We start from the raw sequence: 21,078 nt of genomic DNA, 5'->3' as shown, positions 1-21,078 counted from the left end.
TCCTGGTTCAAAACTACAACGCATTCACCAAATTCCCTTTGTTCTCTTTAAGTTTTTCGGCAATACTGTCCCAAAGCTCAATTCGGAATTGGAGCGCTTGCTTGCTGTATTGTAAAACATCGTTCCACTTTTGGTCGTCGGTACCGCAAAGTGCCTTGATCATGCGCAATGCCAAAGGGCCGTGCTCGTCCCCGTCCAATTCGATATGTCTTTTGAGGTAATATTCCAGTTTTTTGTAGTTGCTCGCACCTTTTTCCCCAGATTGCTCAATGATGCCCAAGAACATATCTGGAATCAAGTCTTCGCGACCAAAGGTAAAGGCAGCCGCAATACGATGCGGTCGTTGACTGTTGATGACCTCGAAAGTGAATTGAAGAAAATTCTTTTCGGCCCGATTGAGTTCTGCCGTTTCAATTTGGTTTGAAATCGTTTTTAAATCAGTGAAAGACGAAATGATAGCTTCAGCCTTCTGGGTGTCCGCCTGCACCTCTTGCATGGCATCGAGGTACATTTCAAAATGACTTTTGGGTTCTCCCTCCTCGTTGAAATCGCTCTCCTCCTCCAGCACAATCTCATTGATGAACCGTACCACCGAAGTATCGTCGGCGGGGTGCCAAGGCAAGCTCACACAGGTCAGATGTTGCTGCAGGGCTTTTAAGAGCGACATAAAATCCCAAACGGCATAGACATGGCTCTCCATAAAGGTTGTAATGTCCTCAACGGATTCCAATTGAGCATACAGTGGGTGGTTCTTTAATTTTTCCCGAAGGGGTTGAAGCTCTTGCTCCAAGTTCTCAATTTTCATGGCAATTATTTTGTTCTCTCCTTCTTTACGGAATTTATCGGATGTTGGTTTCGGGCAAAACATCCTTTTCCTCCCATTCCTTGATCCATTTGGCCATCAATTCGGCCCAATCATCACGGTCGTTCAAACAGGGGATGTGGATGTAATCACCACCTCCTGCTTCTTGAAACTGCTCCTTTCCCTCCATGGCGATCTCTTCCAAAGTCTCCAAACAATCACTGACGAATGCTGGGGTGATCACGGCCAGTTTTTTGACACCTTCTTCCCCCAAGCGCTCAAACTCTTTGTCCGTGAAGGGTTGCAACCAAGGGTCGCTTCCCAATCTGGATTGGAACGAAGTGCTCACTTTAGCCTCTGGCAGGCCAAGTTCCTTTTTTACCAGCTCGGTAGTATCATAACATTGGTGCCTGTAGCAGGTTTGATGGGCCACAGAATTGGTCTTGCAGCAAGCTCCGTTCAATTGGCAATGGAACTTGGTGGGGTCCGATTTTCTGATATGCCTTTCGGGAATTCCATGATAGGAAAATAGGATATGGTCGTAATCAAATCCCTGTAAACCTTCGGCAATACTTTTTGATAATATTTTAATGTAATCCGGATTGCTGTAAAAAGCGGGCAATGTAGTTATGTGCATCTGGGGGAAATCCTGCTGTTGCACTTCAAGTGCTTTTACAACGACTGTTTCGTAGGACGACATGGCATAATGCGGGTACAATGGTACCAAGAACACCTCATCGACCCCTTTTTCCCTCAATTCTTGTAACCCTTCCTTAATGGACCCAGAGCCGTAACGCATCCCAAGGGCCACGGGAAGGCCCGTATGTTTTTGAACCTTTTCCGTGAATCTTTCGGAAAGGATGATCAAGGGGGAGCCTTCCTCCCACCAAATTTTGGAATAGGCCTCTGCCGATTTTTTGGGACGGGTGTTCAAAATGATTCCGCGAACGATGATGTTTCTTAAAATTGGATTGACGTCGATAACGCGTTCGTCCATCAAAAATTCATCCAAATATGGTTTTACATCCTTTGCGGTAGGGCTATCGGGAGATCCCAAATTGACCAATAAAACTCCTTTTTTCACGACATTTTAGTTTAGGCAGCTAAAATACAACACGAAGCGGACTTCACCTTTTCCACATCAAAATACTTTCTTATGATGAAATAATCATTTTCGATTTTGTTGAAGCATTCTTCCTTCCTTGGGCTTTTCTGTCTTATTTTTGAAATATGGAGTCCTTCTACGACAATGTTTCCAAAGAATCCCTTATCTATTTGGGCATCGCCCTGCTGGTACTCGTAATTCTTTATTGGGGCACCTCCGTCATACTGAAACGTTTCGGTAAGAACCCAAAATATCTACTGCCAAAAAGCGCGTTCAAACGATTGGCATTGCCCCTGCTCCTCATTTTTGTTTCAGTCCTCCTGAGGATGAAACCACTACGGGAAATCTTAAACATGACGGAGGCGGAATTCTGGTTTAAAAAAGCGAGTACCATCCTTTTTATTTTTGCCATGGCCTGGGCCATGATCGCCTTGCTTAAAATTGTAAAAAAAGCGGTCATACAAAACTACGATATTGGAGAGGCTGACAACCTTAAGGCCCGAAAGGTATATACCCAGTTTACCATTCTGGAGCGAATTTTTATTTTCATCATTATTCTGCTGGGCACAGGGTTTGTGTTGATGAGCTTTGAGCAAATCCGAGAAGTCGGCATCAGTATTTTTGCCTCTGCGGGTGTTGCGGGAATCATTATTGGTTTTTCCGCACAGCAATTTATAGGGACCATTTTGGCGGGAATCCAAATTGCCATTGCCCAGCCCATAAAACTGGATGATGTAGTGATCGTGGAAGGCGAATGGGGGCGAATCGAGGAGATTACTTTGACCTATGTGGTGGTGAGCATTTGGGACAAAAGACGATTGATAGTTCCCACTCCCTACTTTATAAACCAACCGTTCCAGAACTGGACCAAGACCTCATCGGAACTACTGGGGACCATATTTTTATATGTGGACTACAATGTTCCTTTTGATAAAATCAGGGAAGAACAAACACGTATCTTAAACAACACGGACCTGTGGGACGGTAATGTAGATGTGGTACAGGTTACGGACACCAAACCCAATTATGTAGAGATCAGGTGCTTGGTCAGTTCCAAAGATTCCCCGACAGGATGGGATTTACGGGTACACGTCCGAGAAAGGCTGATCGAATTTTTACAAAAAAATTACCCAGAAAGTATTGCTAGAACCACCCGATTGACGGTTGAACGTAAAGATGACAACCACACCAACGCTTAAACTCAACCTTGTTTTTTACTGTTTGCCAGAATTTTCTACGGTATTTTATTGAGATACTTACCTTTAAAGCAACTAAACTATGCACATGAAAAACCTATTCCCATTGTTACTGGGCATTCTTTTTATTTGTTATGGATGCTCCAAAGACGAATCCCAACCACCTAATCCCAATCCTACAGAAGGAGAAGGACCAACAACTGAAAACCCTGACGAACAAGAGCCAGAAATGGTGACCTATTTCACATTTGAGGCCTTAACCAACACTGGTGAGACCGATGACTGGATTATCATCCATGATGAAAATGGGGTTTTAGTAGACTTTAGGCCATTCGAATTCGGAGATATTTTTGAATTTCAGGTTTCAGAAGAAGAACCGCAACCAGATAATTTCACCATTACATTATTCAACTACAAAAATTCAGTTGAAGGAGAAATGTTGCATACAATTAAATCCTATCCAAATATATCGGCGGAATCAAATTGGAGGCATACTCCTAATGCTAAAGCAAACAACGAAGTTCAAAGGGGAAGTACAATTGGCAGCGTAAGCATAACGGTGAACGATGCTATATCTCCCAAATATCAGTTCTTTTCAGATAGAGGAGGATTTATACAGTCGGATTACGGCCCGGATTTTGAAGGTGTCACACAAAATATTTTCAATGAAAATATTTCTATTTATCAAGAAGAAATGCTGTTCTACTCATTCTATGACTCCAACAACGACGTAAAATATTATTCAATCGAAAATATTTCTGACGGCGAGGAAATCATTTTAAATTATTCAGATTTCCAGTCCTATGATAGCTATCTTGAGGTGAACCTTCCACAAGATGGTGCTTCGCACAATCTATTGGCTGTGGTAAATGCCTTTGAAGAAAATCAAAATATAAGTGTGTCCAATGGTATTCACTTCTATTTTATTATTGACATTGTTGATTCAGGTTACACCGACCCACTAAAGCTTGGCTATTTGGATGCCTATTCTAAATATCACAGTGTTCTATCATTAAATAATGACTCCTACGCTTATAGCTTAGTGAAATTTGGTGACAAGCCGAATGAAATATCCATACCTAATGATGCGACAATAAATGTTTTAGATGAATCGATTTCCAATTATCAATTTGAAACCAATCTGGATTTTCAAATGCAAGATGTTTCCTGGGAGGTTACAGAAGGTGAAAGATATGTCGATTTAATTCAAACCAATTGGAATATTATTTCTGCGCCAGGGAATTCAGGAACTTTTGGGGAGATTCCAGAAGAAATACAAGCAACTTACCCAAATTTAAAGATTGAAGATTTAAATTTGACCGCGACCACATTACATTTAGATTTCATCACGTACCCTGATTTATTGCAGGTCGAGTTCATTAATCCAGAATTAAAATCGTACTACAAGTCCCATGAATATTTTAGGTTTAAACATTAAGGTATGTTTTTTCATACTCCTTACTTTGGGAATACTATCTACCATCTCTGCCCAACAAATCACCTGTTCTCCAGAGGACAAATCCCTTTTCGAGACCAAAATATCTGTGCTGGAACAAACAAAAGCATCGAGCCTAGGCGATACCATAGCTTTGGTTGGACAATCCTTTTTGGGAACGCCTTACGTGGAAAAAACCCTTGAGGTTGGCGATACGGAAACCTTGGTGGTAAACTTTGGCGGTCTGGACTGCACCACTTTTGTGGAAAATGTACTGGCCTTTAGCCTAATGCTCCAAAACCAACAGCAGGATTTTGAAAATTTCACGGAAAACCTAGAGACCGTTCGGTATAGAAACGGTAATTTAGAAGGATACCCCTCTCGCCTCCATTATTTTACGGAATGGATTCGAAACAACGAGAGAAAGGGTTTGGTCAAGGATATCACCGCCGAACTAGGCGGAGTGGAGCTTGAAAAAGCTATCAATTTTATGGGTACGCATCGAAATCTATACCCGTTTTTGGCCAGGGACGAGAATTATGAAGCTATGGTAGCGGTTGAAAAAGAAATCGCCAAAGAAAAATTGTGCTATTTGCCACAGGAACAAATCGTAAGCAAGGAACACCTCATCAAATCGGGGGATATTATCGCTTTGGCCACCTCTATAAAAGGATTGGATGTGACCCACACGGGAATTGCCATCCATCAGCCTGACGGACGATTGCATCTATTGCACGCCTCTAGTAAAAATGGCGAAGTGGAAATATCCGAACTGCCCTTGGCGGATTATCTCAAAAACATCAAAAGCAATATTGGGATAATCGTAGCGAGACCAACCCTACTTTCGCTTTAAGCACCACTCAATGGCTCCCAAAAGGTGTTGACGGAACATGGGTTCATCAAATGAATCCTCGGTGTGGCCTCCTCCAGTATAAAAGGCCCTTCCGCCGTCAAACTCGTGGTACCAAGCTATAGGGTGATTGGATCCGTTGGCGCCCCCTTCGTAAGTGGTCTCATCCAAATTGAGCAACACCGTAACGTCAGGGTTAAGATTTTTAAAGTTATACCATTCATCGGTTCTGGTCCAAGTATCTTTTAAGTGCTCCGTTGATGGATGCGCCTTGCTCACCACATCAATTTTTGCCTGCCGGACGTTGGGGTCGCTGGGGTGACTTACAAAATAACCCCCTACCAACTTTCCGTACCAAGGCCAATCATATTCGGTGTCTGACGCTGCATGAATCCCTAAAAAAGCACCCCCGCCTTTAATATAGGACTCAAATGCTCTTTGCTGTGCATTGTCCAATACATCCAATGTAGTGCTCAGGAAAACGACGAGTTTATAATTTTTAAGGTCAGAGGTTGTGAAGTCCTCTCCCGATTCTGTTTGAAGTACTATAAAACCATGCTCTCGACCCAATTCTCTAAGGGTTTGCACTCCCTTCTCAATGGATTTATGCCGCCAACCTTTAGTTTTGGTGAATACCAAAACCAGTTCCGGCATTTTTTGAGCTTCAGTTTCGGTTGTAGGTGTATCTTGTGCCGCTATTTGTAATACAAAACAAAAAGCAAGTAAGGACAGTGTGATAATTCTCATATATACGGTTTGTTTAGACATTTGAAGTTAAGTATTTTTTTGGTGTGGTCCCGAACTTCTTTTTAAAGGAAGCTATAAAATGACTTGCCGTGCTATAACCAACCTTTAATCCTACTTCATTTACATTGTGCTTGCCGGTTTCCAACATTTTGCGGGCATATTCCATTTTGTAATCGAACAGAAACCCAAATACGGAGTCTCCGTAGATTTGTTTGAAGCCTTCCTTTAATTTTTTAAGGCCCAATCCCACTTCTTGGGACAGTTCGGCCAAGGTTGGCGGTTCGGCCATGCGGGAAATCATGATTTCTTTTGCCATTTTGATACGGCGCACATTGTCCTCATCGGCCAAATAGGGGCATTGCTCCAAGTCGGCGTCCTCGGTTTTATTGAAATAGAGGGAAATCAACTCGTAGACCTTTCCCTTTAGATACAGTTTTTTGATGGATGGATGCAGGTTATAGTTCATCAATTGGCTTAGGACAACGGCCGTGGCAGGGGACACTATTTCTTGGGAATAATACTTTTTCTCCTTGTTTTCCTCACTCAAAAATGGAATGTAGTCCGCTTCATCGGAAAACAAAGAGTGAAATTTCCTGATGGTCATGACCACCGAGAGCAGCCAAGACCCTGGCGACACCACTAAATCGAGCGGTAAATCTTTTTGGGTATTGTAGAGCAAAAGGGAGTTTTCTTCATTTACCTCCAAATAGTAATTGCCCTCGTTAAAATTGAACTTTGACCTGCCCTTCAAACAAAAGTGAAATTGAATGTAGGAGCTGTCAATATCCCGCGCTATCAGTTTTGGTTCTTGGGTATCGTTCTGGATTTTGAGGATGTAAATTCCATCTTCGACCAAAATTTCATCATATGAACCGCTAGCGATATTTTTCATATTGGTTTTCAATCTGATTTTGCTTTTGACTTAATTTAGAATCGCTCTAAATTGTATTGTTGATTATCAAAATTATCAATAATACCAATGCGTACCGTCATTTTAATCAAAAATAAATCATAAAATAACAGCCGTGGTTATTTATAGTACCGCTAGCGTTATTTTTTGACCTATAAGCCTGTTATTTTTGTGCTGCGATTTATATCCTTTATGAGGGACTACCATATTTCAAAACATAATTCCTTCTATGCCGTTGGGTTGAGTTACAAGAAGGCGGATGCAGAGGTTAGAGGAAAGTTCAGTCTGGATGTTCCTGCCATTGACCATATTTTGGGCAAGGCCAAGGAAATCGGAATTGATGGGCTCTTGGCCATATCTACCTGCAATAGAACCGAACTTTACGGTTTTGCACAACACCCCTACCAGCTTATCAAACTCCTTTGCGACGAGACCCATGGAACTGTTGAAGAGTTTCAGGAAGTTGCCTATGTATACAAGAATCATGATGCCATTTCGCATATGTTCAAAGTAGGTACGGGTCTGGACAGTCAGATTTTAGGTGATTTTGAAATCATCAGCCAAATAAAGCAAGGTTTTTATCGTGCCAAAAAGTATGATATGGCCAATCCGTTCTTGGAGCGCTTGTGCAATGCTGTGATTCAGGCCAGCAAGCGTATCAAAAACGAAACCGAACTGTCTTCAGGTGCCACATCCGTAGCTTTCGCCTCGGTGAAGTACATATTGGACAATGTAACCGATATTTCCAACAAGAACATTCTGTTGTTCGGAACGGGTAAGATTGGTAGAAATACCTGCGAAAACCTGGTAAAGCATTCCAACAACTCCCATATTACCCTGATCAACAGAACTCGGGAAAAGGCGGAGGACATCGCAGGCAAATTTCATTTAACGGTAAAGGATTACGGTGATCTACAAACGGAAATCCGAAAGGCCGATATTTTGGTTGTCGCCACGGGAGCACAATTGCCCACGGTTTCCAAAGCGTTGATCTATCCGAAAAAACCATTGTTGGTATTGGACCTGTCCGTTCCCAAAAATGTATCGGACGATGTGAAGCAATTGGACAATGTGACCTTGGTTCATTTGGACCAACTTTCCCAGATTACGGATGAGACCTTGGCCAAACGGAAAGAATATGTTCCCAAAGCGGAAGCGATCATAGAAAAAGTAAAAAAGGATTTCCTAAAATGGTTGGAAACCCGAAAGTTTGCCCCTGTGATCAATGCACTTAAGGACAAACTGAACACCATGAAAACCGAAGAAATCGATTTTCAGACCAAAAAAATTGAAGGTTTCGACCAGATTCAGGCAGAAATCATCTCCGACAGGATTATTCAAAAAATTACCAAGCAGTTTGCCAATCACTTAAAGAGCAACGAGGTCGATACCGATGATAGCCTGGAACTTATCCAGAAAGTTTTTCAGCTAGAACTACACTCCAAATGAGCAAAATAATCCGCATTGGAACACGCGACAGCGAATTGGCGTTGTGGCAAGCAACCACCGTGCAACAAAAGCTGGAGGCACTTGGGTACGATACCATTTTGGTACCGACCAAATCTTTGGGCGATCAAGTGCTGGACAAGCCACTTTACGAACTCGGTGTTACAGGAATCTTCACAAAGACCTTGGACGTTGCCCTGCTCAAAGGAGACATTGATATTGCGGTACATTCCATGAAAGATGTACCTACACAACTACCAAAGGGAATTGTGCAGGTGGCCGTTTTGGAACGCGCCATCACTCACGATATTTTGGTGCACAAAGGGGCCAATTTTTTGGAAACCGATCAACCTGCCACCATTGCCACGGGAAGTTTGAGACGAAAGGCCCAATGGCTGAACAAATACCCCAACCACAAAGTGGTGGACCTTCGGGGAAACGTGAACACCCGACTCCTAAAACTCATTGAGAACGATTGGCAAGGTGCGATTTTTGCGCAGGCTGGACTGGAGCGTATCAAGTTATTGCCCAAGGATGCCATTCAATTGGATTGGATGATCCCAGCTCCCGCCCAAGGGGCTATGCTGGTCGTCGCCAAAGAAGAAGACACATTTACAAGAGAGGCTTCAGGCAAACTCAACCATCCCGAAACCGAATTGGCCACAACCATAGAACGAGAGTTTTTGCGCACACTGGAAGGTGGCTGTACCGCTCCGATAGGTGCCTTGGCACAAATAAAAGACCAAAAGGTTTATTTTGATGGCGTGGTTTTCTCACTGGATGGAAAACAGAAAATCGATATCAAAAAAGAAGTAAAGCTGTCGGATGCCAAAGGCCTTGGAAAGACCAGCGCAGAAGAAGTGTTGCAAAAAGGAGGCGACAAATTGATGCAAGAAATCAGAAATGAAAACAGTACTTTCCACTAAAATGTTGAGCCCGTCCCAAAAAGAGCTTTTTCTAAGTTCTGGTTTGGGATTGGTGGAGTACGATGCCCTAAAAATTGAACAGTTGGATGTAAAAATCCCATTCACTCACAGTAACTATATTTTTACAAGTAAAAATGCGGTAAAAGCATTTTTGAAGCAGGCCAAGGATTCTGATTTGTCCAAATTCAATGCCTTTTGTGTCGGGGAAAAGACAAAAACCCTTTTGAAAGAAAATGGATTAAAAGTGGTGGAAATGGCAGAAAACGCATCAGAATTAGCTAAAATTTTGGTCGAAAAACACCAAAACGAGTCATTTTTATTTCTTTGCGGCAATAAAAGAAGGGATGAACTCCCTGATACCTTGTCAAAAAATAACGTTCAGTATAAAGAATTGGAAGTCTACAGAACTTTGTTCAATCCAATGCAATTTCAAAGGGATTTTGATGGCATTCTGTTTTTTAGTCCAAGTGGCATCCGAAGCTATCTTTTGGAAAACACTCTGGGGAACAGCACATTGTTCTGTATTGGGGAAACGACCGCTGCCGAAGCAAGAAAACATTCAAACCAAATTATTGTAGCCAATAAACCGACCGTGGAAAATGTGTTGGTGCAGGCGATTAAAGAATTATCAATCAAAATGGGGGACTGAGCGTAGTCGAAGTCCCCCGCACAATCTAAATAAGACTCCTGCCTAAGCAGGAATGACAAATTAAAATTTATGATAAAAAACGACTTGTTCCTAAAAGCATTAAAAGGCGAAACCGTTGAACGTCCACCCGTGTGGATGATGCGGCAAGCTGGGCGGTATTTGCCCGAGTTTATGGAGCTCCGTAAAAAATACGATTTCTTTACCCGCTGTCAGACGCCGGAATTGGCTTCGGAAATCACCGTACAGCCCATTCGCCGATATGGCATGGACGCCGCCATTTTGTTCAGCGATATTTTGGTAATCCCTCAGGCCATGGACATCGAGGTGCAAATGAAACCTAATTTTGGACCCTATTTGCCCAATCCTATCCGTTCGCAAGCGGATTTGGACAAGGTGATCGTACCCGATATTCAAGATACCTTAGGTTACGTGATGGACGCCATCACAATGACCAAGGAAAAATTAAATAACGAAGTTCCCTTGATCGGGTTTGCAGGTTCGCCATGGACGCTTCTTTGCTACTGCGTTGAAGGCCAAGGAAGCAAGAGTTTTGACAAGGCCAGAGGGTTTTGTTTTACCCAGCCCAAAGCTGCGCACGAACTGCTTCAAAAAATAACGGACACTACCATTGCATACCTTAAGGCCAAAGTGAAGGCTGGTGTAAATGCCGTTCAGGTTTTTGATTCTTGGGGCGGTATGCTATCCCCTCAAGATTATCAAGAATTTTCTTGGAAATACATTCAGCAAATCGTGGATACATTGAAAGACGAAGCACCCGTAATTGTTTTTGGGAAAGGATGCTGGTTTGCGTTAAAAGACATGGCAAACTCGGGAGCCTCTGCCGTAGGGGTTGATTGGACATGCTCGGCACAAAATGCAAGGTACTTGACAGGTGGCAATGTTACCCTCCAGGGTAATTTTGACCCTGCGCGCTTGCTTTCGCCGCCCGAGAAAATCAAGGAAATGGTCACGCAAATGATCCGTGATTTTGGCAAGGACAAATACATTGTGAATCTGGGTCACGGGATTTTACCGAACATCCCTGTGGAAAATGCAAAAGCATTTATTGATGCGGTAAAAGAATATCAAGAGTGAACCTTTTAGCAGTAGCAAAGCGGGTCGATTTTAAAAATATACTGAAAGGTGTATTTTTTGGTTTGAGTCGTCCTCACTTTATACTGCCCACCATTAAGGCCACCAAGGATTGCATAGCCATTTCGACCAAAAACTACGGCAAGCTGCATCATAAAAATGGTCCTGCCAATGCGTTTAGACACGCTTTTTGGAATTATTTGATTGCGAAACGTTGTTTTAACTGGCAAAGAAATGAGGAAGCTGTTTTGGTTTGGGCAAAAAAAGTAACCGATTGGCACGAGGATTCATTTCCGAACAAACAATTGGCAAAGGCCATGGATTTGCACAACAATGAAGTGGGTCGTTTCATTTTTGTTAAAAACACAGAAAAAACCGAACAGGAAATCGTTGAACTATTAAGAAAAATGACTTTGGAATCCATCAAAATTGATGAGAAATCAACACTTTCAGAACATAAAAACCGGATGGTACATATTTTATAACAATGAAAGATACGTTTTACGCATACATTCAACAATTACAGGATACCATTACATCCAAACTCGAAGAATTGGATGGAAACGCCAAGTTTCAACAAGACCTTTGGGAACGCGAAGAAGGCGGAGGAGGCAGAACACGTGTGATTGAAAACGGGTCGGTTTTTGAAAAAGGAGGTGTCAATATTTCCAGAGTCCACGGACCATTGCCCAAAAGCATGCAAAACTATTTTGGCGTGGAAGATGTCGACTTCTTTGCCTGTGGGCTGAGCTTGGTCATCCACCCCAAAAACCCAATGGTGCCCACCGTACATGCCAATTGGCGTTATTTTGAGATGTACGACAAGAACGGCAATATTGTGGACCAATGGTTCGGTGGTGGACAGGATCTTACCCCCTATTATTTGTTCGATGAGGATGCTGCCCATTTTCATACGATTTGCAAAAAGGCTTGTGATGCCCACAACGCAGAATTTTACCCCAACTACAAAAAGAAATGCGACGAGTATTTCTGGAATTCACACAGAAACGAAGCCCGTGGCATAGGCGGACTATTTTTCGATTATTGCAAAGCAACCGAGCAAACCAGCATGGTAGATTGGTACAATTTTGTGACCGAAGTAGGGGATAGTTTTTTGGATGCCTACGCACCCATTGTGGAAAAAAGAAAGGGCCTTCCCTATTCCAAAGATCAGCGCGACTGGCAAGAAATAAGACGGGGACGATATGTGGAATTCAACCTGGTGCACGACAAAGGCACTCTTTTTGGACTCAAAACCAACGGCCGTATCGAGAGTATTTTAATGAGTCTGCCACCTCACGTGCAATGGCGTTACGACCACCATCCCGAAAAAGGAAGCGAAGAAGAGAAATTGATAGCAGTGCTTCAAAACCCAAAAAATTGGGTTTAATCCGTAGCTTTGTCCTGAAACCGAACCCATGAGACAGAAAATTTATCAAATAGACGCGTTCACCAACCAGACCTTTGGCGGAAACCCTGCCGCAGTCTGTATTTTGGATTCATGGCTGAATCCAGAGTTGATGCAAAAAATTGCACAGGAGAACAACTTGGCCGAAACCGCCTTTGCCGTCAAAAAGGACGAGCTTTACGAGATACGATGGTTCACCGCCGAAGTGGAAGTGGACCTATGCGGACATGCTACTTTGGCAACCGCTTTTGTACTGTTCCACTTTTACGAACTTAAAAAAAATACCGTTCAGTTTTATTCAGGGCGAAGCGGAAATTTGACCGTAAACAAAGCAAACAATGGTTGGTTGACCATGGATTTCCCTTCGGACAACCTCATTGCCATTCAGAATATTGAGGAGTTGGACAACGCTATCGGTCAAGTTCCACTAAAAACCTTGAAGGGCAAAACAGACTATATGATGGTCTACCGCTCCCAAAAAGAAATAGAGGCCATTGAACCCAACCATCATTTGTTGGCGCAATTGGATATTCGCGGGGTTATCGTTACCGCACCAGGGGACGAAGTGGATTTTGTTTCGCGTTTTTTTGCTCCGGCCTGTGGTATTCCCGAAGACCCCGTTACAGGTTCCGCCCACACCTCATTATCGCCGTATTGGGCCGAGGTTTTGGACAAAACCAAAATGTCGGCCAAACAACTTTCCAAGCGTGGAGGCGATTTGGTCTGCGAATATTTGGGCGAACGCGTTAAAATTTCGGGTAAGGCCGTGCTTTATTTAACTGGAGAGATTGATATCTGAGAAAACAACTAAAAACTAAAACCATGTACCCACTCATACGAAACCGAAGACTCCGCGCATCCGAATCCATCAGAAGATTGGTTCGGGAAACCACCTTGGCCCCAGACGACTTTTTGGTACCCTTGTTTGTGACCGAAGGAAAGGGAATCAAAGAAGAAATTCCATCGATGCCCAACTACTTTAGGTTGAGTTTGGACCATTTAGAAAAAGAAGTGAAAGAACTATGGAAAATGGGATTGTGTTCCGTACTTCTTTTTGTGAAGGTCGATGACAAACTCAAGGACAATAAGGGAACCGAGGCACTCAATCCCAATGGGTTGATGCAGCGCGCTATAAAAACCGTAAAAAATGCCTGTCCACAGATGTTGGTGATGACCGATGTGGCGCTTGATCCATTTTCTTCCTATGGCCATGATGGCATTGTGGCCGAAGGGCAAATCCTGAACGATGAAACCGCGGAAGTACTGGCAGAAATGAGCGTATCCCACGCCAAGGCAGGAGCCGATTTTGTAGCGCCCAGCGATATGATGGACGGCAGAATATTGACCATTCGCGAAACTTTGGAAGATGAAGGATTCATCAACACGGGAATTATGGCCTATTCCGCCAAGTATGCCAGTGCACTTTATGGACCCTTCCGTGATGCCCTGGATTCTGCACCTGTTGATATTGCCAATGTGCCCAAGGACAAAAAAACATATCAAATGGATTATGCCAATCGGTATGAAGCCATCAAGGAAACCCAAATGGATATTGACGAAGGGGCCGATATTGTGATGGTTAAACCTGGATTGTGCTATTTGGACATTGTTCGGGAAATCAAAAATGAGGTCGAAGTACCCATTGCCGTATATCAAGTTTCTGGCGAGTATGCGATGGTCAAAGCTGCTGCCGAAAAAGGTTGGTTGGACCACGATGCCGTAATGTTGGAACAATTGACCGCCATTAAGAGAGCTGGCGCTGATATTATTGCCAGTTATTTTGCGAAAGATTTTATCCGTACTTTGGGATAAACCTTAAACCAGAATGAAAAAACTAGCAGTTTCATTTTTCTTCATCACTTTAGTGATGCCTTCGGGGTTTGCCCAACGAGAGCTCATCCATGCCCTTCCCTCCAATTTAGGGTTCGACGAAGCTTTCATCGACCAAAAAGTGGATTCCATTATGGAAATGGGCATCGATAGTCTGGCATTTCCAGGAGCACAGCTATTGGTAGCCAAGAACGATACCGTTATTTTCCATAAAGCATACGGTTTCCACACCTACGACAACATTCAACCCGTCGCGTTGAACGATATGTATGATTTGGCCTCCGTAACGAAAATATCAGGGCCGCTTCCCGCTTTGATGAAGTTGGTGGACGAGGGCAAACTTGATCTGGACAAACCTTTTAGTACCTATTGGGAACCTTGGCAGCATCGAAAAGACAAAAAAGACCTTACCCTTCGGGAGATTTTGGCGCATCAAGCTGGTTTGGTGCCCTACATCGTATTTTTACAAAAAGTACTTCGAAAGAACGGCAAGATCAAAAGCAGATTTGTCCACAATGCATCGGATAAACGATTTCAAGGACAAGTGTATGATGGGCTTTACATCAACGATCGTTTTGAAAGGAAAATGAACCGAATCATCGATCGGTCCAAAGTTTCGGATGAAAAGAAATACAAATATTCAGGGCTTACGTTTCTTATTTTTCCCAGTTTGATAGAGCAACTCACAGGAATGGATTATCAAACCTATTTGGATGAAAACTTCTATCAACCTTTAGGTTGCCATACCCTCGGATATCTTCCCAAGGAAAACAACTACGTAAATGCCATTGTCCCTACCGAAGTGGATTCACTCTTCAGGAAAACCTTGGTCAAAGGATGGGTGCACGATGAAAATGCATCCCTCAAAGGAGGTGTTTCGGGCAATGCGGGATTATTCGGTACGGCAGATGACTTGGCCAAACTGATGCTTTTCTATCAAAATTATGGGAGCGTCGACGGCAAACAACTCATTTCAGCTGAAACCGTAAAGGAATTTACAACGGTCCAATATCCTGAAAATGAAAATTATAGAGGATTAGGTTTTGACAAACCTCTTTTGAACAATTCGGAACTCCCTTTGGAAGAAGCGTACCCCTCCCCTTTGGCTTCACCCGAAAGTTTTGGGCATTCTGGGTTTACAGGCACCTTTGTTTGGGCAGACCCCGTAAAAAATTTGACGTTTATTTTCCTATCCAATCGGGTATATCCTTCGCGCGACCACAGAAAACTCTATAGTTTGGATATTCGACAGGCCCTTCAGGATGTTTTTTACAAAGCGGAAGCATTAAACATTCAAAATTAATTCCTATTCCCTATCTTGGTACTAAAGATTCTGCCATTCTATGGGACTACTACTATTTTATGCCCTTATTTCCATATTCTTTTCGTTTCTGTGCTCCATATTGGAGGCGGTGCTGTTAAGTATCACACCCACCTTTATCAATGTAAAAAAACAAGAAGGGAAAGATTATGCGGCCACCTTGGAAACCCTTAAAAAGGATGTGGACAAGCCGTTGATAGCCATTCTCACGTTAAATACCATTGCCCATACCGTTGGAGCAATTTTGGTCGGGGTGCAGGCAAAAGTGGCCTATGCAGAAATGTATGGCGCCACAGAGCGCACCATATTCGGATTTACATTAACGGAAGACCTTATGGTCGGAATCGTATCTACCCTAATGACGATATTGATCCTGGTTGCTTCAGAGATCATACCAAAGACGATAGGGGCCACTTTTTGGAAGCAATTGGCCAACTTTACAGGCAAAGCATTGAACATTATGGTATTCGTCCTAAAATGGACGGGACTGTTATGGCTATTGCAGCTCTTTACCAAACTTGTGGGCGCCAAAGGGGAACATGGAAGCGTATTGAGCCGTGAAGATTTTAGCGCGATGACGGAAATCGCCCACGAAGAAGGTGTTTTCAAGGAATCGGAATCCAAGATGATCAAGAACCTGCTCTATTTTGATGAGATTTTGGCTCGCGATGTGATGACCCCCAGGACCGTTATGAAAGTAGCGTCCGAGGACACCCCGATAAAGCAATTTTTTGAAAAAAACCGCCCCTTGCGGTTTTCTAGGATACCGTTGTACAAAGATCGTATGGACAATATTACTGGCTTCTTCTTAAAGGACGAATTGTTGGAGGCCATCATCAATAAAAAAGGAAATGAAACCCTGGCCACCATACGAAGGGAATTATTGGTGACCAACCGTAGCAAATCCATCAACGACCTTTTTAAAAAGTTTGTCCAGAAAAGAGAACACATTTCCTTGGTGGTCGATGAATATGGTTCGGTTAGTGGTATCGTGACTATGGAAGATGTCATCGAAACCTTGCTCGGTTTTGAGATCATGGATGAAAGTGACAACGTGGAAGACCTCCAAAAGTTGGCAAGAAAAAACTGGCACGCCAGAGCAAAGCGATTGGGAATTATTGAAGGTGAAGATGAATTAGAGTGATGCAAATAGCTTACATACAAACTCCTATCGGAACGGCAAAGTTAAAAGGTGATGAGAAGGGCCTTGCTTCGATTACCGTTTTGGACGATAAAAAACTAAATGGTATAATTCCTGAGGTTTTAATGGATGCCGTAAGCCAATTAGAAGAATACTTTAATGGAGACCGAACGGTATTTGACCTTAAATTGAATCCAACGGGCACCGATTTTCAGAAAAAGGTTTGGGATGCCTTGTTACAGATTCCTTTTGGAAAAACCATTTCTTATTTGGAACTTTCCAAACAACTCGGTGACGTAAAGGCCATTCGTGCAGTAGCCTCGGCCAATGGCAAAAATCCACTTTGGATTGTGGTTCCCTGTCACCGTGTAATTGGAACCAACGGAGACCTCACAGGCTATGCAGGTGGACTGCATAGAAAAAAATGGTTATTGGAACACGAGAGTCCTGCAAAGCAGACGACTCTTTTTTAATTGGCTACCATGCTTTATAAACTTAACCTGGAGCATATCCTTTTTTTGGATATCGAGACCGTACCCCAACAACAACATTTCACCGATTTGGATGAAACTGCCCAACTATTATGGGAACAAAAAACACAGTACCAGCGCAAAGAAGAGTTCACGCCCGAGGAATTTTATGACCGGGCTGGCATTTGGGCCGAATTCGGCAAAATTGTCTGCATCTCCGTAGGCTATTTTAAAATACAAGGAGACCTAAGGACATTTAGGACCACTTCCTTTTATGGTGACGAGACTAAAATCCTGAAAGAGTTCAAACAACTGCTGACAGGTTATTTTAGCGGCGTAAAACATCTTTTGTGCGCCCACAATGGCAAAGATTTCGATTTCCCCTATATCGCCCGCAGAATGATCATAAACGGCATAAATCTGCCCTACAAGCTGGACCTGTTCGGAAAAAAGCCATGGGAAATACCCCATCTGGACACCATGGAACTTTGGAAGTTCGGCGATTATAAACATTACACCTCGCTCAAATTATTGGCGCATATACTGGGCATCCCTTCCCCAAAAGAGGATATGGATGGCGGTATGGTAAAAGATGTGTTCTACAAGGAAAAGGACATCGACCGAATCATCAACTATTGTGAACTGGATGTAGTGACCACCGCACAGGTTTTTTTACGCTTACGAAATGAGGAGCTCCTGTCGGACGATGAAATCAAAAAGGTTTGATTTTGGATGTCGGTAGTGTGTATTGGGTAATGAGAAAATGGTCGCTTCGTTCTGTATGACAACTCGGTCGCTTCGACTCCGCTCAGCGACACGCATGTTGTCGATATTTTACGTGGAAAAGCTGTTGGTTTACATTTGTGTAAAGCGATACAAATTCAATATTTTGGTATAAAAGCCCTTGTTTTCCGATTTTTTGTGGCAAGTTCCCGTTCAACTGCTCACAAAATAGAGTGACTGTTCTGTTATCGTCCGTTTCGATGAGTGGCTGTGGGTTGAGATTTCGCTCCGCTAGGAATGACAACCCCGTCGCTGAGCGCCCGCCTACCGGACGGGCAGGTAGTAGAAGCGACACGAATCGCACGGGCAATTGGCCAAAGGGAAAAAGTGAAGGGTAAAAGGTTCCGAGTGTCATTTCGAACCGATGTGAGAAATCTTGTGATGCGAAGGGCAAGGGAAATTTCCCGATCGGTGCCCTGCACCTCATTTCGAAATGACAGAACCTGCTCTCCAACAAGAAGTCCTATGCCCTGGTTCTGTTTTCTTGATTCTTATCCCGTAACCCCAGACACGAATCTCACGAATTATCGCGAACTTGGGTCAAAGGCAGAAAAGGTAAAAGTTCAATGGTTGGTTGCGTAATTCTACTGAACTTCGCATTGAGACTTGAGACTTGAACTTAAACTTGTTCTAGTTCTTGTAAAACTTGGTGCTTTTAATCCCGGAATAGTCCTGAACCACCAACACATACAGTCCTGAAGAAAGCGACGATACATTGATGGAACCCTCGGTCTTTCCTTTTTTAATCACATTGCCAGAAGTGGTCACGATGGAGAACTCTGCATCTTTGGATAGTTCTGCTTCAACATTTAGATAATCCACAGCAGGATTTGGGAATATGGAGATATTCAATTCTTGGGGTACAAACATGGGCGTATTCTCTATCAATACGGTTTCTTCGCCGTTAAATTCAAACTCGATGGTTTCGGAAAATTCGGAAACGGCATTTTCGGTACAGATGGAACGTACACGCGCCTCGTACACTTTCCCTGCTTCCAAAGCGGTAAGTTCAAAATTGTTGTCCCAAATCAATTCGTTCGACCAATTGTCGGTATCAATACTCTTGTACTGAATCTCGAACAATGTTTCTTTTGCCTCTCCCCATGTAATAGTGGTGCCCTCGTTGGTTGAATTTTCCAATGCAACATCAGAAGGAATACCGATAGAGCAATTGGAAATCTGTGCTCCTGAAACTATCAGCGAAAAATCCTGAAAACCGTTCTTCAAGCTGCCCTTGTGAGAAATTGTAATGGTGTAGGCACCTTTTGCATTGTCTACCTCAACCCGTTCAAACGGGTCAACTTTATTGTCGCCCTTGGTGGCGACATCGTTTGCTTTTGCAGGGTTCAACTTCCAAGGGAAATAAGTTTCACCGTTCTTGGTGATCCTAATGTCCAAATCGTTCACCAAAGCGGGGTTAGTACTATTGAGTCCGCCTCGGTTTATATTCTCCGATTCTGGGTCGGTCCAAGAAATCGAAGCCACCAATGGAGCACCATCAATTGCATTTACAGTTATGCTATAGGTTTCACCGTTTGAAAGGCTCTCTTCGTTCACTAAGGCGGTATAATCTTTATGCTGAAGAACTTCTGCCGCAGATTTGGCATTTATTACTCCCCAGCCCATTTTGTAATCCGGTCCTTTGGCATCAACATCATCAGCAGTATGAAGTGCAAGTCCCTTTAAGGTCGCCGCTTTCATATAACTGCCAAAAAGCTCTTCGTGGTACTGCTGCAACAACAACAATGATCCTGTCACTCCCGGTGCCGCCATCGAAGTTCCTGCTGAAACCTGATAACTGCTATTGGTGGCCGAACTGGTGGAAAGTATGTTTCCGCCATCACCGGCAAGGTCTGGTTTTACACGGCCGTCATCCACAGGACCAAAACTACTATATCCCGCTACCGTGGCTTTTTTTAGCTCTCCATTGCTCCCTATCTCTGTATTGGCACCTGCGACCGTCAATCCATTTTTAGTAGTGGTAAAGCCCAACAGAAGGTCAAAGCCATCAGTGGTTTTACCATAAATTGGAGCTTCGTTGTCACCGGAGGTCCGGGCATTGCCCGCTGCGGTCACCATCAGGTAATATGGTGCATTGTACATGATTTTGTCCCAATCCTGGGTCACTTTAATATAGGCCCCAAAATACCAATCGGGCACTCTGTCCGACAAAATTCCATAGGAATGGTTGCTCAAGAGCATACCATTGGCGGCGGCTTCCGCAACTTCGATTTTATCCCTGCTCCAATCATGAGTAAGGGCTTGGGCACCATAGGCAACCCCTTTTGCATTGGGTTCAACACCAGCAGAAATTAAGTTTCCCGTAACCAAAGTGGCGTGCAGGCTAATTTCGTCTGCATTATCGACATTTTTGGCCCGGGTATCAAATTCTTGATGGGACGATAGGGCCACGCCGGAATCCCATACGCCAACTTCCATATCTGTACCGGTAAGTCCCAGATTCAAAAGGCCTTTATCGTATAGGGTATATGCTCTGGAAGTTTTTGAGGCCGGGTCGTTGAGTGTGGTATAATATAATGGGGTGCCATCGGTGCCGATATCCTTTAGTGCAAGCTGTGTACCGTTGGGTTTGTTCTCGGTGGCCTTAAATCTTTTGGATTTGACTAACTCACTTATTTTCTTACGTTTGGACTCATGCTCCATTTCCATGTCAGAAATCAACGAAGAGATTTTAGCTTGATCGTAGGAAAAGCTAATCTGCTTTTTGGCATTTTCAGACTGAGCAAGAATAGAGGCTCCGCTTAAAAGCGAAAGTAAAATGGTGAAGATCACTTCCTTGGCCCCTAAAGGAAATCTGTAATCCATAGTTAAGTTAAGGTAAGATTTGGATTACTAATATAATTTGATATGTAGGATTCATCGATAAAATTCCTACTATATTCGATGAAATACATCGCTTTTATCTGTAACTGTTGTGAAAATTAACTTTTCTGTGGTGTAATTTTA

20 protein-coding genes are annotated in these 21,078 nt (G+C 43.2%); 15 read left to right on the top strand and 5 right to left on the bottom strand.

The genetic code is table 11. The features are described from left to right. Positions 1-13: 13 nt before the first annotated feature. Positions 14-805: a DUF3050 domain-containing protein gene (locus tag J0656_RS02890; RefSeq protein WP_207031374.1), complete on the bottom strand. Its 792-nt coding sequence runs from the start codon at positions 803-805 to the stop codon at positions 14-16. Positions 806-839: 34 nt separating this feature from the next. Next, positions 840-1,886 carry a ferrochelatase gene (gene hemH / locus J0656_RS02885; protein WP_207031373.1) on the bottom strand — a complete coding sequence of 349 codons (1,047 nt, stop codon included), beginning with the start codon at positions 1,884-1,886 and terminating at the stop codon, positions 840-842. Positions 1,887-2,032: 146 nt separating this feature from the next. On the opposite strand from hemH, the gene J0656_RS02880 reads away from it, so the two are divergent. The 3 genes from J0656_RS02880 (at position 2,033) to J0656_RS02870 (ending at position 5,391) form a co-directional block, all read left to right on the top strand. After that, the gene (locus tag J0656_RS02880; protein ID WP_207031372.1) at positions 2,033-3,106 is read left to right on the top strand and encodes a mechanosensitive ion channel family protein; all 1,074 of its coding nucleotides are present in this window, start codon (positions 2,033-2,035) and stop codon (positions 3,104-3,106) included. 85 nt (positions 3,107-3,191) lie between these two features. Then, the gene (locus tag J0656_RS02875) at positions 3,192-4,541 is read left to right on the top strand and encodes a hypothetical protein (protein ID WP_207031371.1); all 1,350 of its coding nucleotides are present in this window, start codon (positions 3,192-3,194) and stop codon (positions 4,539-4,541) included. A 25-nt stretch (positions 4,542-4,566) separates the two neighbouring features. Further along, entirely contained in the window at positions 4,567-5,391 is an 825-nt protein-coding gene (locus tag J0656_RS02870) for an N-acetylmuramoyl-L-alanine amidase-like domain-containing protein (protein WP_237688821.1), read from the top strand. On the opposite strand, the gene J0656_RS02865 is transcribed toward J0656_RS02870, so the two are convergent. Together J0656_RS02865 and J0656_RS02860 are read right to left on the bottom strand one after the other, a co-directional pair. Further along, a complete protein-coding gene (locus J0656_RS02865) occupies positions 5,377-6,135 on the bottom strand; it encodes a ThuA domain-containing protein (protein WP_207031370.1) in 759 nt (252 codons plus the stop codon). The two genes, J0656_RS02870 and J0656_RS02865, sit on opposite strands and share 15 nt — an antisense overlap. 13 nt (positions 6,136-6,148) lie before the next feature. Next, complete coding sequence (locus tag J0656_RS02860; protein WP_207031369.1) at positions 6,149-7,027, bottom strand: AraC family transcriptional regulator; 879 nt, start codon at positions 7,025-7,027, stop codon at positions 6,149-6,151. A gap of 210 nt (positions 7,028-7,237) precedes the next feature. Between J0656_RS02860 and hemA the strand changes: the two genes are divergently transcribed. The 12 genes from hemA to J0656_RS02800 all read left to right on the top strand — a co-directional run bounded on the left by hemA (position 7,238) and on the right by J0656_RS02800 (position 18,054). Beyond that, positions 7,238-8,494: a glutamyl-tRNA reductase gene (hemA, locus tag J0656_RS02855; protein ID WP_207031368.1), complete on the top strand. Its 1,257-nt coding sequence runs from the start codon at positions 7,238-7,240 to the stop codon at positions 8,492-8,494. Further along, the gene (gene hemC / locus J0656_RS02850; RefSeq protein ID WP_207031367.1) at positions 8,491-9,417 is read left to right on the top strand and encodes a hydroxymethylbilane synthase; all 927 of its coding nucleotides are present in this window, start codon (positions 8,491-8,493) and stop codon (positions 9,415-9,417) included. Before hemA ends, hemC begins: the two co-directional genes overlap by 4 nt. Continuing rightward, on the top strand, positions 9,395-10,066 hold the full coding sequence (locus tag J0656_RS02845; RefSeq protein WP_207031365.1) for a uroporphyrinogen-III synthase: 672 nt from the start codon (positions 9,395-9,397) through the stop codon (positions 10,064-10,066). The genes hemC and J0656_RS02845 overlap by 23 nt, the downstream gene beginning before the upstream one ends. A gap of 69 nt (positions 10,067-10,135) precedes the next feature. Next, a complete protein-coding gene (hemE, locus tag J0656_RS02840) occupies positions 10,136-11,161 on the top strand; it encodes a uroporphyrinogen decarboxylase (RefSeq protein WP_207031363.1) in 1,026 nt (341 codons plus the stop codon). Further along, the gene (locus tag J0656_RS02835; RefSeq protein ID WP_207031361.1) at positions 11,158-11,643 is read left to right on the top strand and encodes a DUF6973 domain-containing protein; all 486 of its coding nucleotides are present in this window, start codon (positions 11,158-11,160) and stop codon (positions 11,641-11,643) included. Before hemE ends, J0656_RS02835 begins: the two co-directional genes overlap by 4 nt. Positions 11,644-11,645: 2 nt before the next feature. Beyond that, complete coding sequence (hemF, locus tag J0656_RS02830; RefSeq protein WP_207031359.1) at positions 11,646-12,548, top strand: oxygen-dependent coproporphyrinogen oxidase; 903 nt, start codon at positions 11,646-11,648, stop codon at positions 12,546-12,548. Positions 12,549-12,576: 28 nt separating this feature from the next. Further along, on the top strand, positions 12,577-13,365 hold the full coding sequence (locus J0656_RS02825) for a PhzF family protein (RefSeq protein ID WP_207031357.1): 789 nt from the start codon (positions 12,577-12,579) through the stop codon (positions 13,363-13,365). A 23-nt stretch (positions 13,366-13,388) separates the two neighbouring features. Further along, positions 13,389-14,378, top strand: coding sequence for a porphobilinogen synthase (gene hemB, locus J0656_RS02820; protein ID WP_207031355.1), 990 nt, complete (start codon positions 13,389-13,391; stop codon positions 14,376-14,378). A 13-nt stretch (positions 14,379-14,391) separates the two neighbouring features. Continuing rightward, positions 14,392-15,699 carry a serine hydrolase domain-containing protein gene (locus tag J0656_RS02815; protein ID WP_207031352.1) on the top strand — a complete coding sequence of 436 codons (1,308 nt, stop codon included), beginning with the start codon at positions 14,392-14,394 and terminating at the stop codon, positions 15,697-15,699. Positions 15,700-15,739: 40 nt separating this feature from the next. Next, entirely contained in the window at positions 15,740-16,861 is a 1,122-nt protein-coding gene (locus J0656_RS02810) for a CNNM domain-containing protein (protein ID WP_207031351.1), read from the top strand. Beyond that, positions 16,861-17,331 carry a methylated-DNA--[protein]-cysteine S-methyltransferase gene (locus J0656_RS02805; RefSeq protein WP_207031349.1) on the top strand — a complete coding sequence of 157 codons (471 nt, stop codon included), beginning with the start codon at positions 16,861-16,863 and terminating at the stop codon, positions 17,329-17,331. Before J0656_RS02810 ends, J0656_RS02805 begins: the two co-directional genes overlap by 1 nt. A gap of 9 nt (positions 17,332-17,340) precedes the next feature. Next, positions 17,341-18,054 carry a 3'-5' exonuclease gene (locus tag J0656_RS02800; protein ID WP_207031347.1) on the top strand — a complete coding sequence of 238 codons (714 nt, stop codon included), beginning with the start codon at positions 17,341-17,343 and terminating at the stop codon, positions 18,052-18,054. Positions 18,055-18,741: 687 nt separating this feature from the next. Here J0656_RS02800 and J0656_RS02795 read toward each other — a convergent pair. After that, entirely contained in the window at positions 18,742-20,937 is a 2,196-nt protein-coding gene (locus J0656_RS02795) for a S8 family serine peptidase (RefSeq protein ID WP_207031345.1), read from the bottom strand. Between the last annotated feature and the right edge of the window lie 141 nt (positions 20,938-21,078).

Source organism: Flagellimonas aurea (assembly GCF_017313785.1).
Taxonomy (GTDB): Bacteria; Bacteroidota; Bacteroidia; order Flavobacteriales; family Flavobacteriaceae; genus Flagellimonas; species Flagellimonas aurea.
The sequence above is the reverse complement of the archived record's forward strand: the minus strand, read 5'-3'. Positions and strand labels throughout refer to the sequence as shown.

Excerpts from the sequence above, each read along its gene's own strand:
- J0656_RS02810 (WP_207031351.1), top strand. The coding sequence starts at position 15,740 with ATGGGACTACTACTATTTTATGCCCTTATTTCCATATTCTTTTCGTTT.
- J0656_RS02880 (WP_207031372.1), top strand. The coding sequence starts at position 2,033 with ATGGAGTCCTTCTACGACAATGTTTCCAAAGAATCCCTTATCTATTTG.
- J0656_RS02860 (WP_207031369.1), bottom strand. The coding sequence starts at position 7,027 with ATGAAAAATATCGCTAGCGGTTCATATGATGAAATTTTGGTCGAAGAT.
- J0656_RS02890 (WP_207031374.1), bottom strand. The coding sequence starts at position 805 with ATGAAAATTGAGAACTTGGAGCAAGAGCTTCAACCCCTTCGGGAAAAA.
- hemE (WP_207031363.1), top strand. The coding sequence starts at position 10,136 with ATGATAAAAAACGACTTGTTCCTAAAAGCATTAAAAGGCGAAACCGTT.
- J0656_RS02845 (WP_207031365.1), top strand. The coding sequence starts at position 9,395 with ATGAAAACAGTACTTTCCACTAAAATGTTGAGCCCGTCCCAAAAAGAG.
- J0656_RS02800 (WP_207031347.1), top strand. The coding sequence starts at position 17,341 with ATGCTTTATAAACTTAACCTGGAGCATATCCTTTTTTTGGATATCGAG.
- J0656_RS02805 (WP_207031349.1), top strand. The coding sequence starts at position 16,861 with ATGCAAATAGCTTACATACAAACTCCTATCGGAACGGCAAAGTTAAAA.
- J0656_RS02815 (WP_207031352.1), top strand. The coding sequence starts at position 14,392 with ATGAAAAAACTAGCAGTTTCATTTTTCTTCATCACTTTAGTGATGCCT.
- J0656_RS02825 (WP_207031357.1), top strand. The coding sequence starts at position 12,577 with ATGAGACAGAAAATTTATCAAATAGACGCGTTCACCAACCAGACCTTT.
- J0656_RS02865 (WP_207031370.1), bottom strand. The coding sequence starts at position 6,135 with ATGAGAATTATCACACTGTCCTTACTTGCTTTTTGTTTTGTATTACAA.
- J0656_RS02795 (WP_207031345.1), bottom strand. The coding sequence starts at position 20,937 with ATGGATTACAGATTTCCTTTAGGGGCCAAGGAAGTGATCTTCACCATT.
- hemF (WP_207031359.1), top strand. The coding sequence starts at position 11,646 with ATGAAAGATACGTTTTACGCATACATTCAACAATTACAGGATACCATT.
- hemB (WP_207031355.1), top strand. The coding sequence starts at position 13,389 with ATGTACCCACTCATACGAAACCGAAGACTCCGCGCATCCGAATCCATC.
- hemC (WP_207031367.1), top strand. The coding sequence starts at position 8,491 with ATGAGCAAAATAATCCGCATTGGAACACGCGACAGCGAATTGGCGTTG.
- J0656_RS02875 (WP_207031371.1), top strand. The coding sequence starts at position 3,192 with ATGAAAAACCTATTCCCATTGTTACTGGGCATTCTTTTTATTTGTTAT.
- hemA (WP_207031368.1), top strand. The coding sequence starts at position 7,238 with ATGAGGGACTACCATATTTCAAAACATAATTCCTTCTATGCCGTTGGG.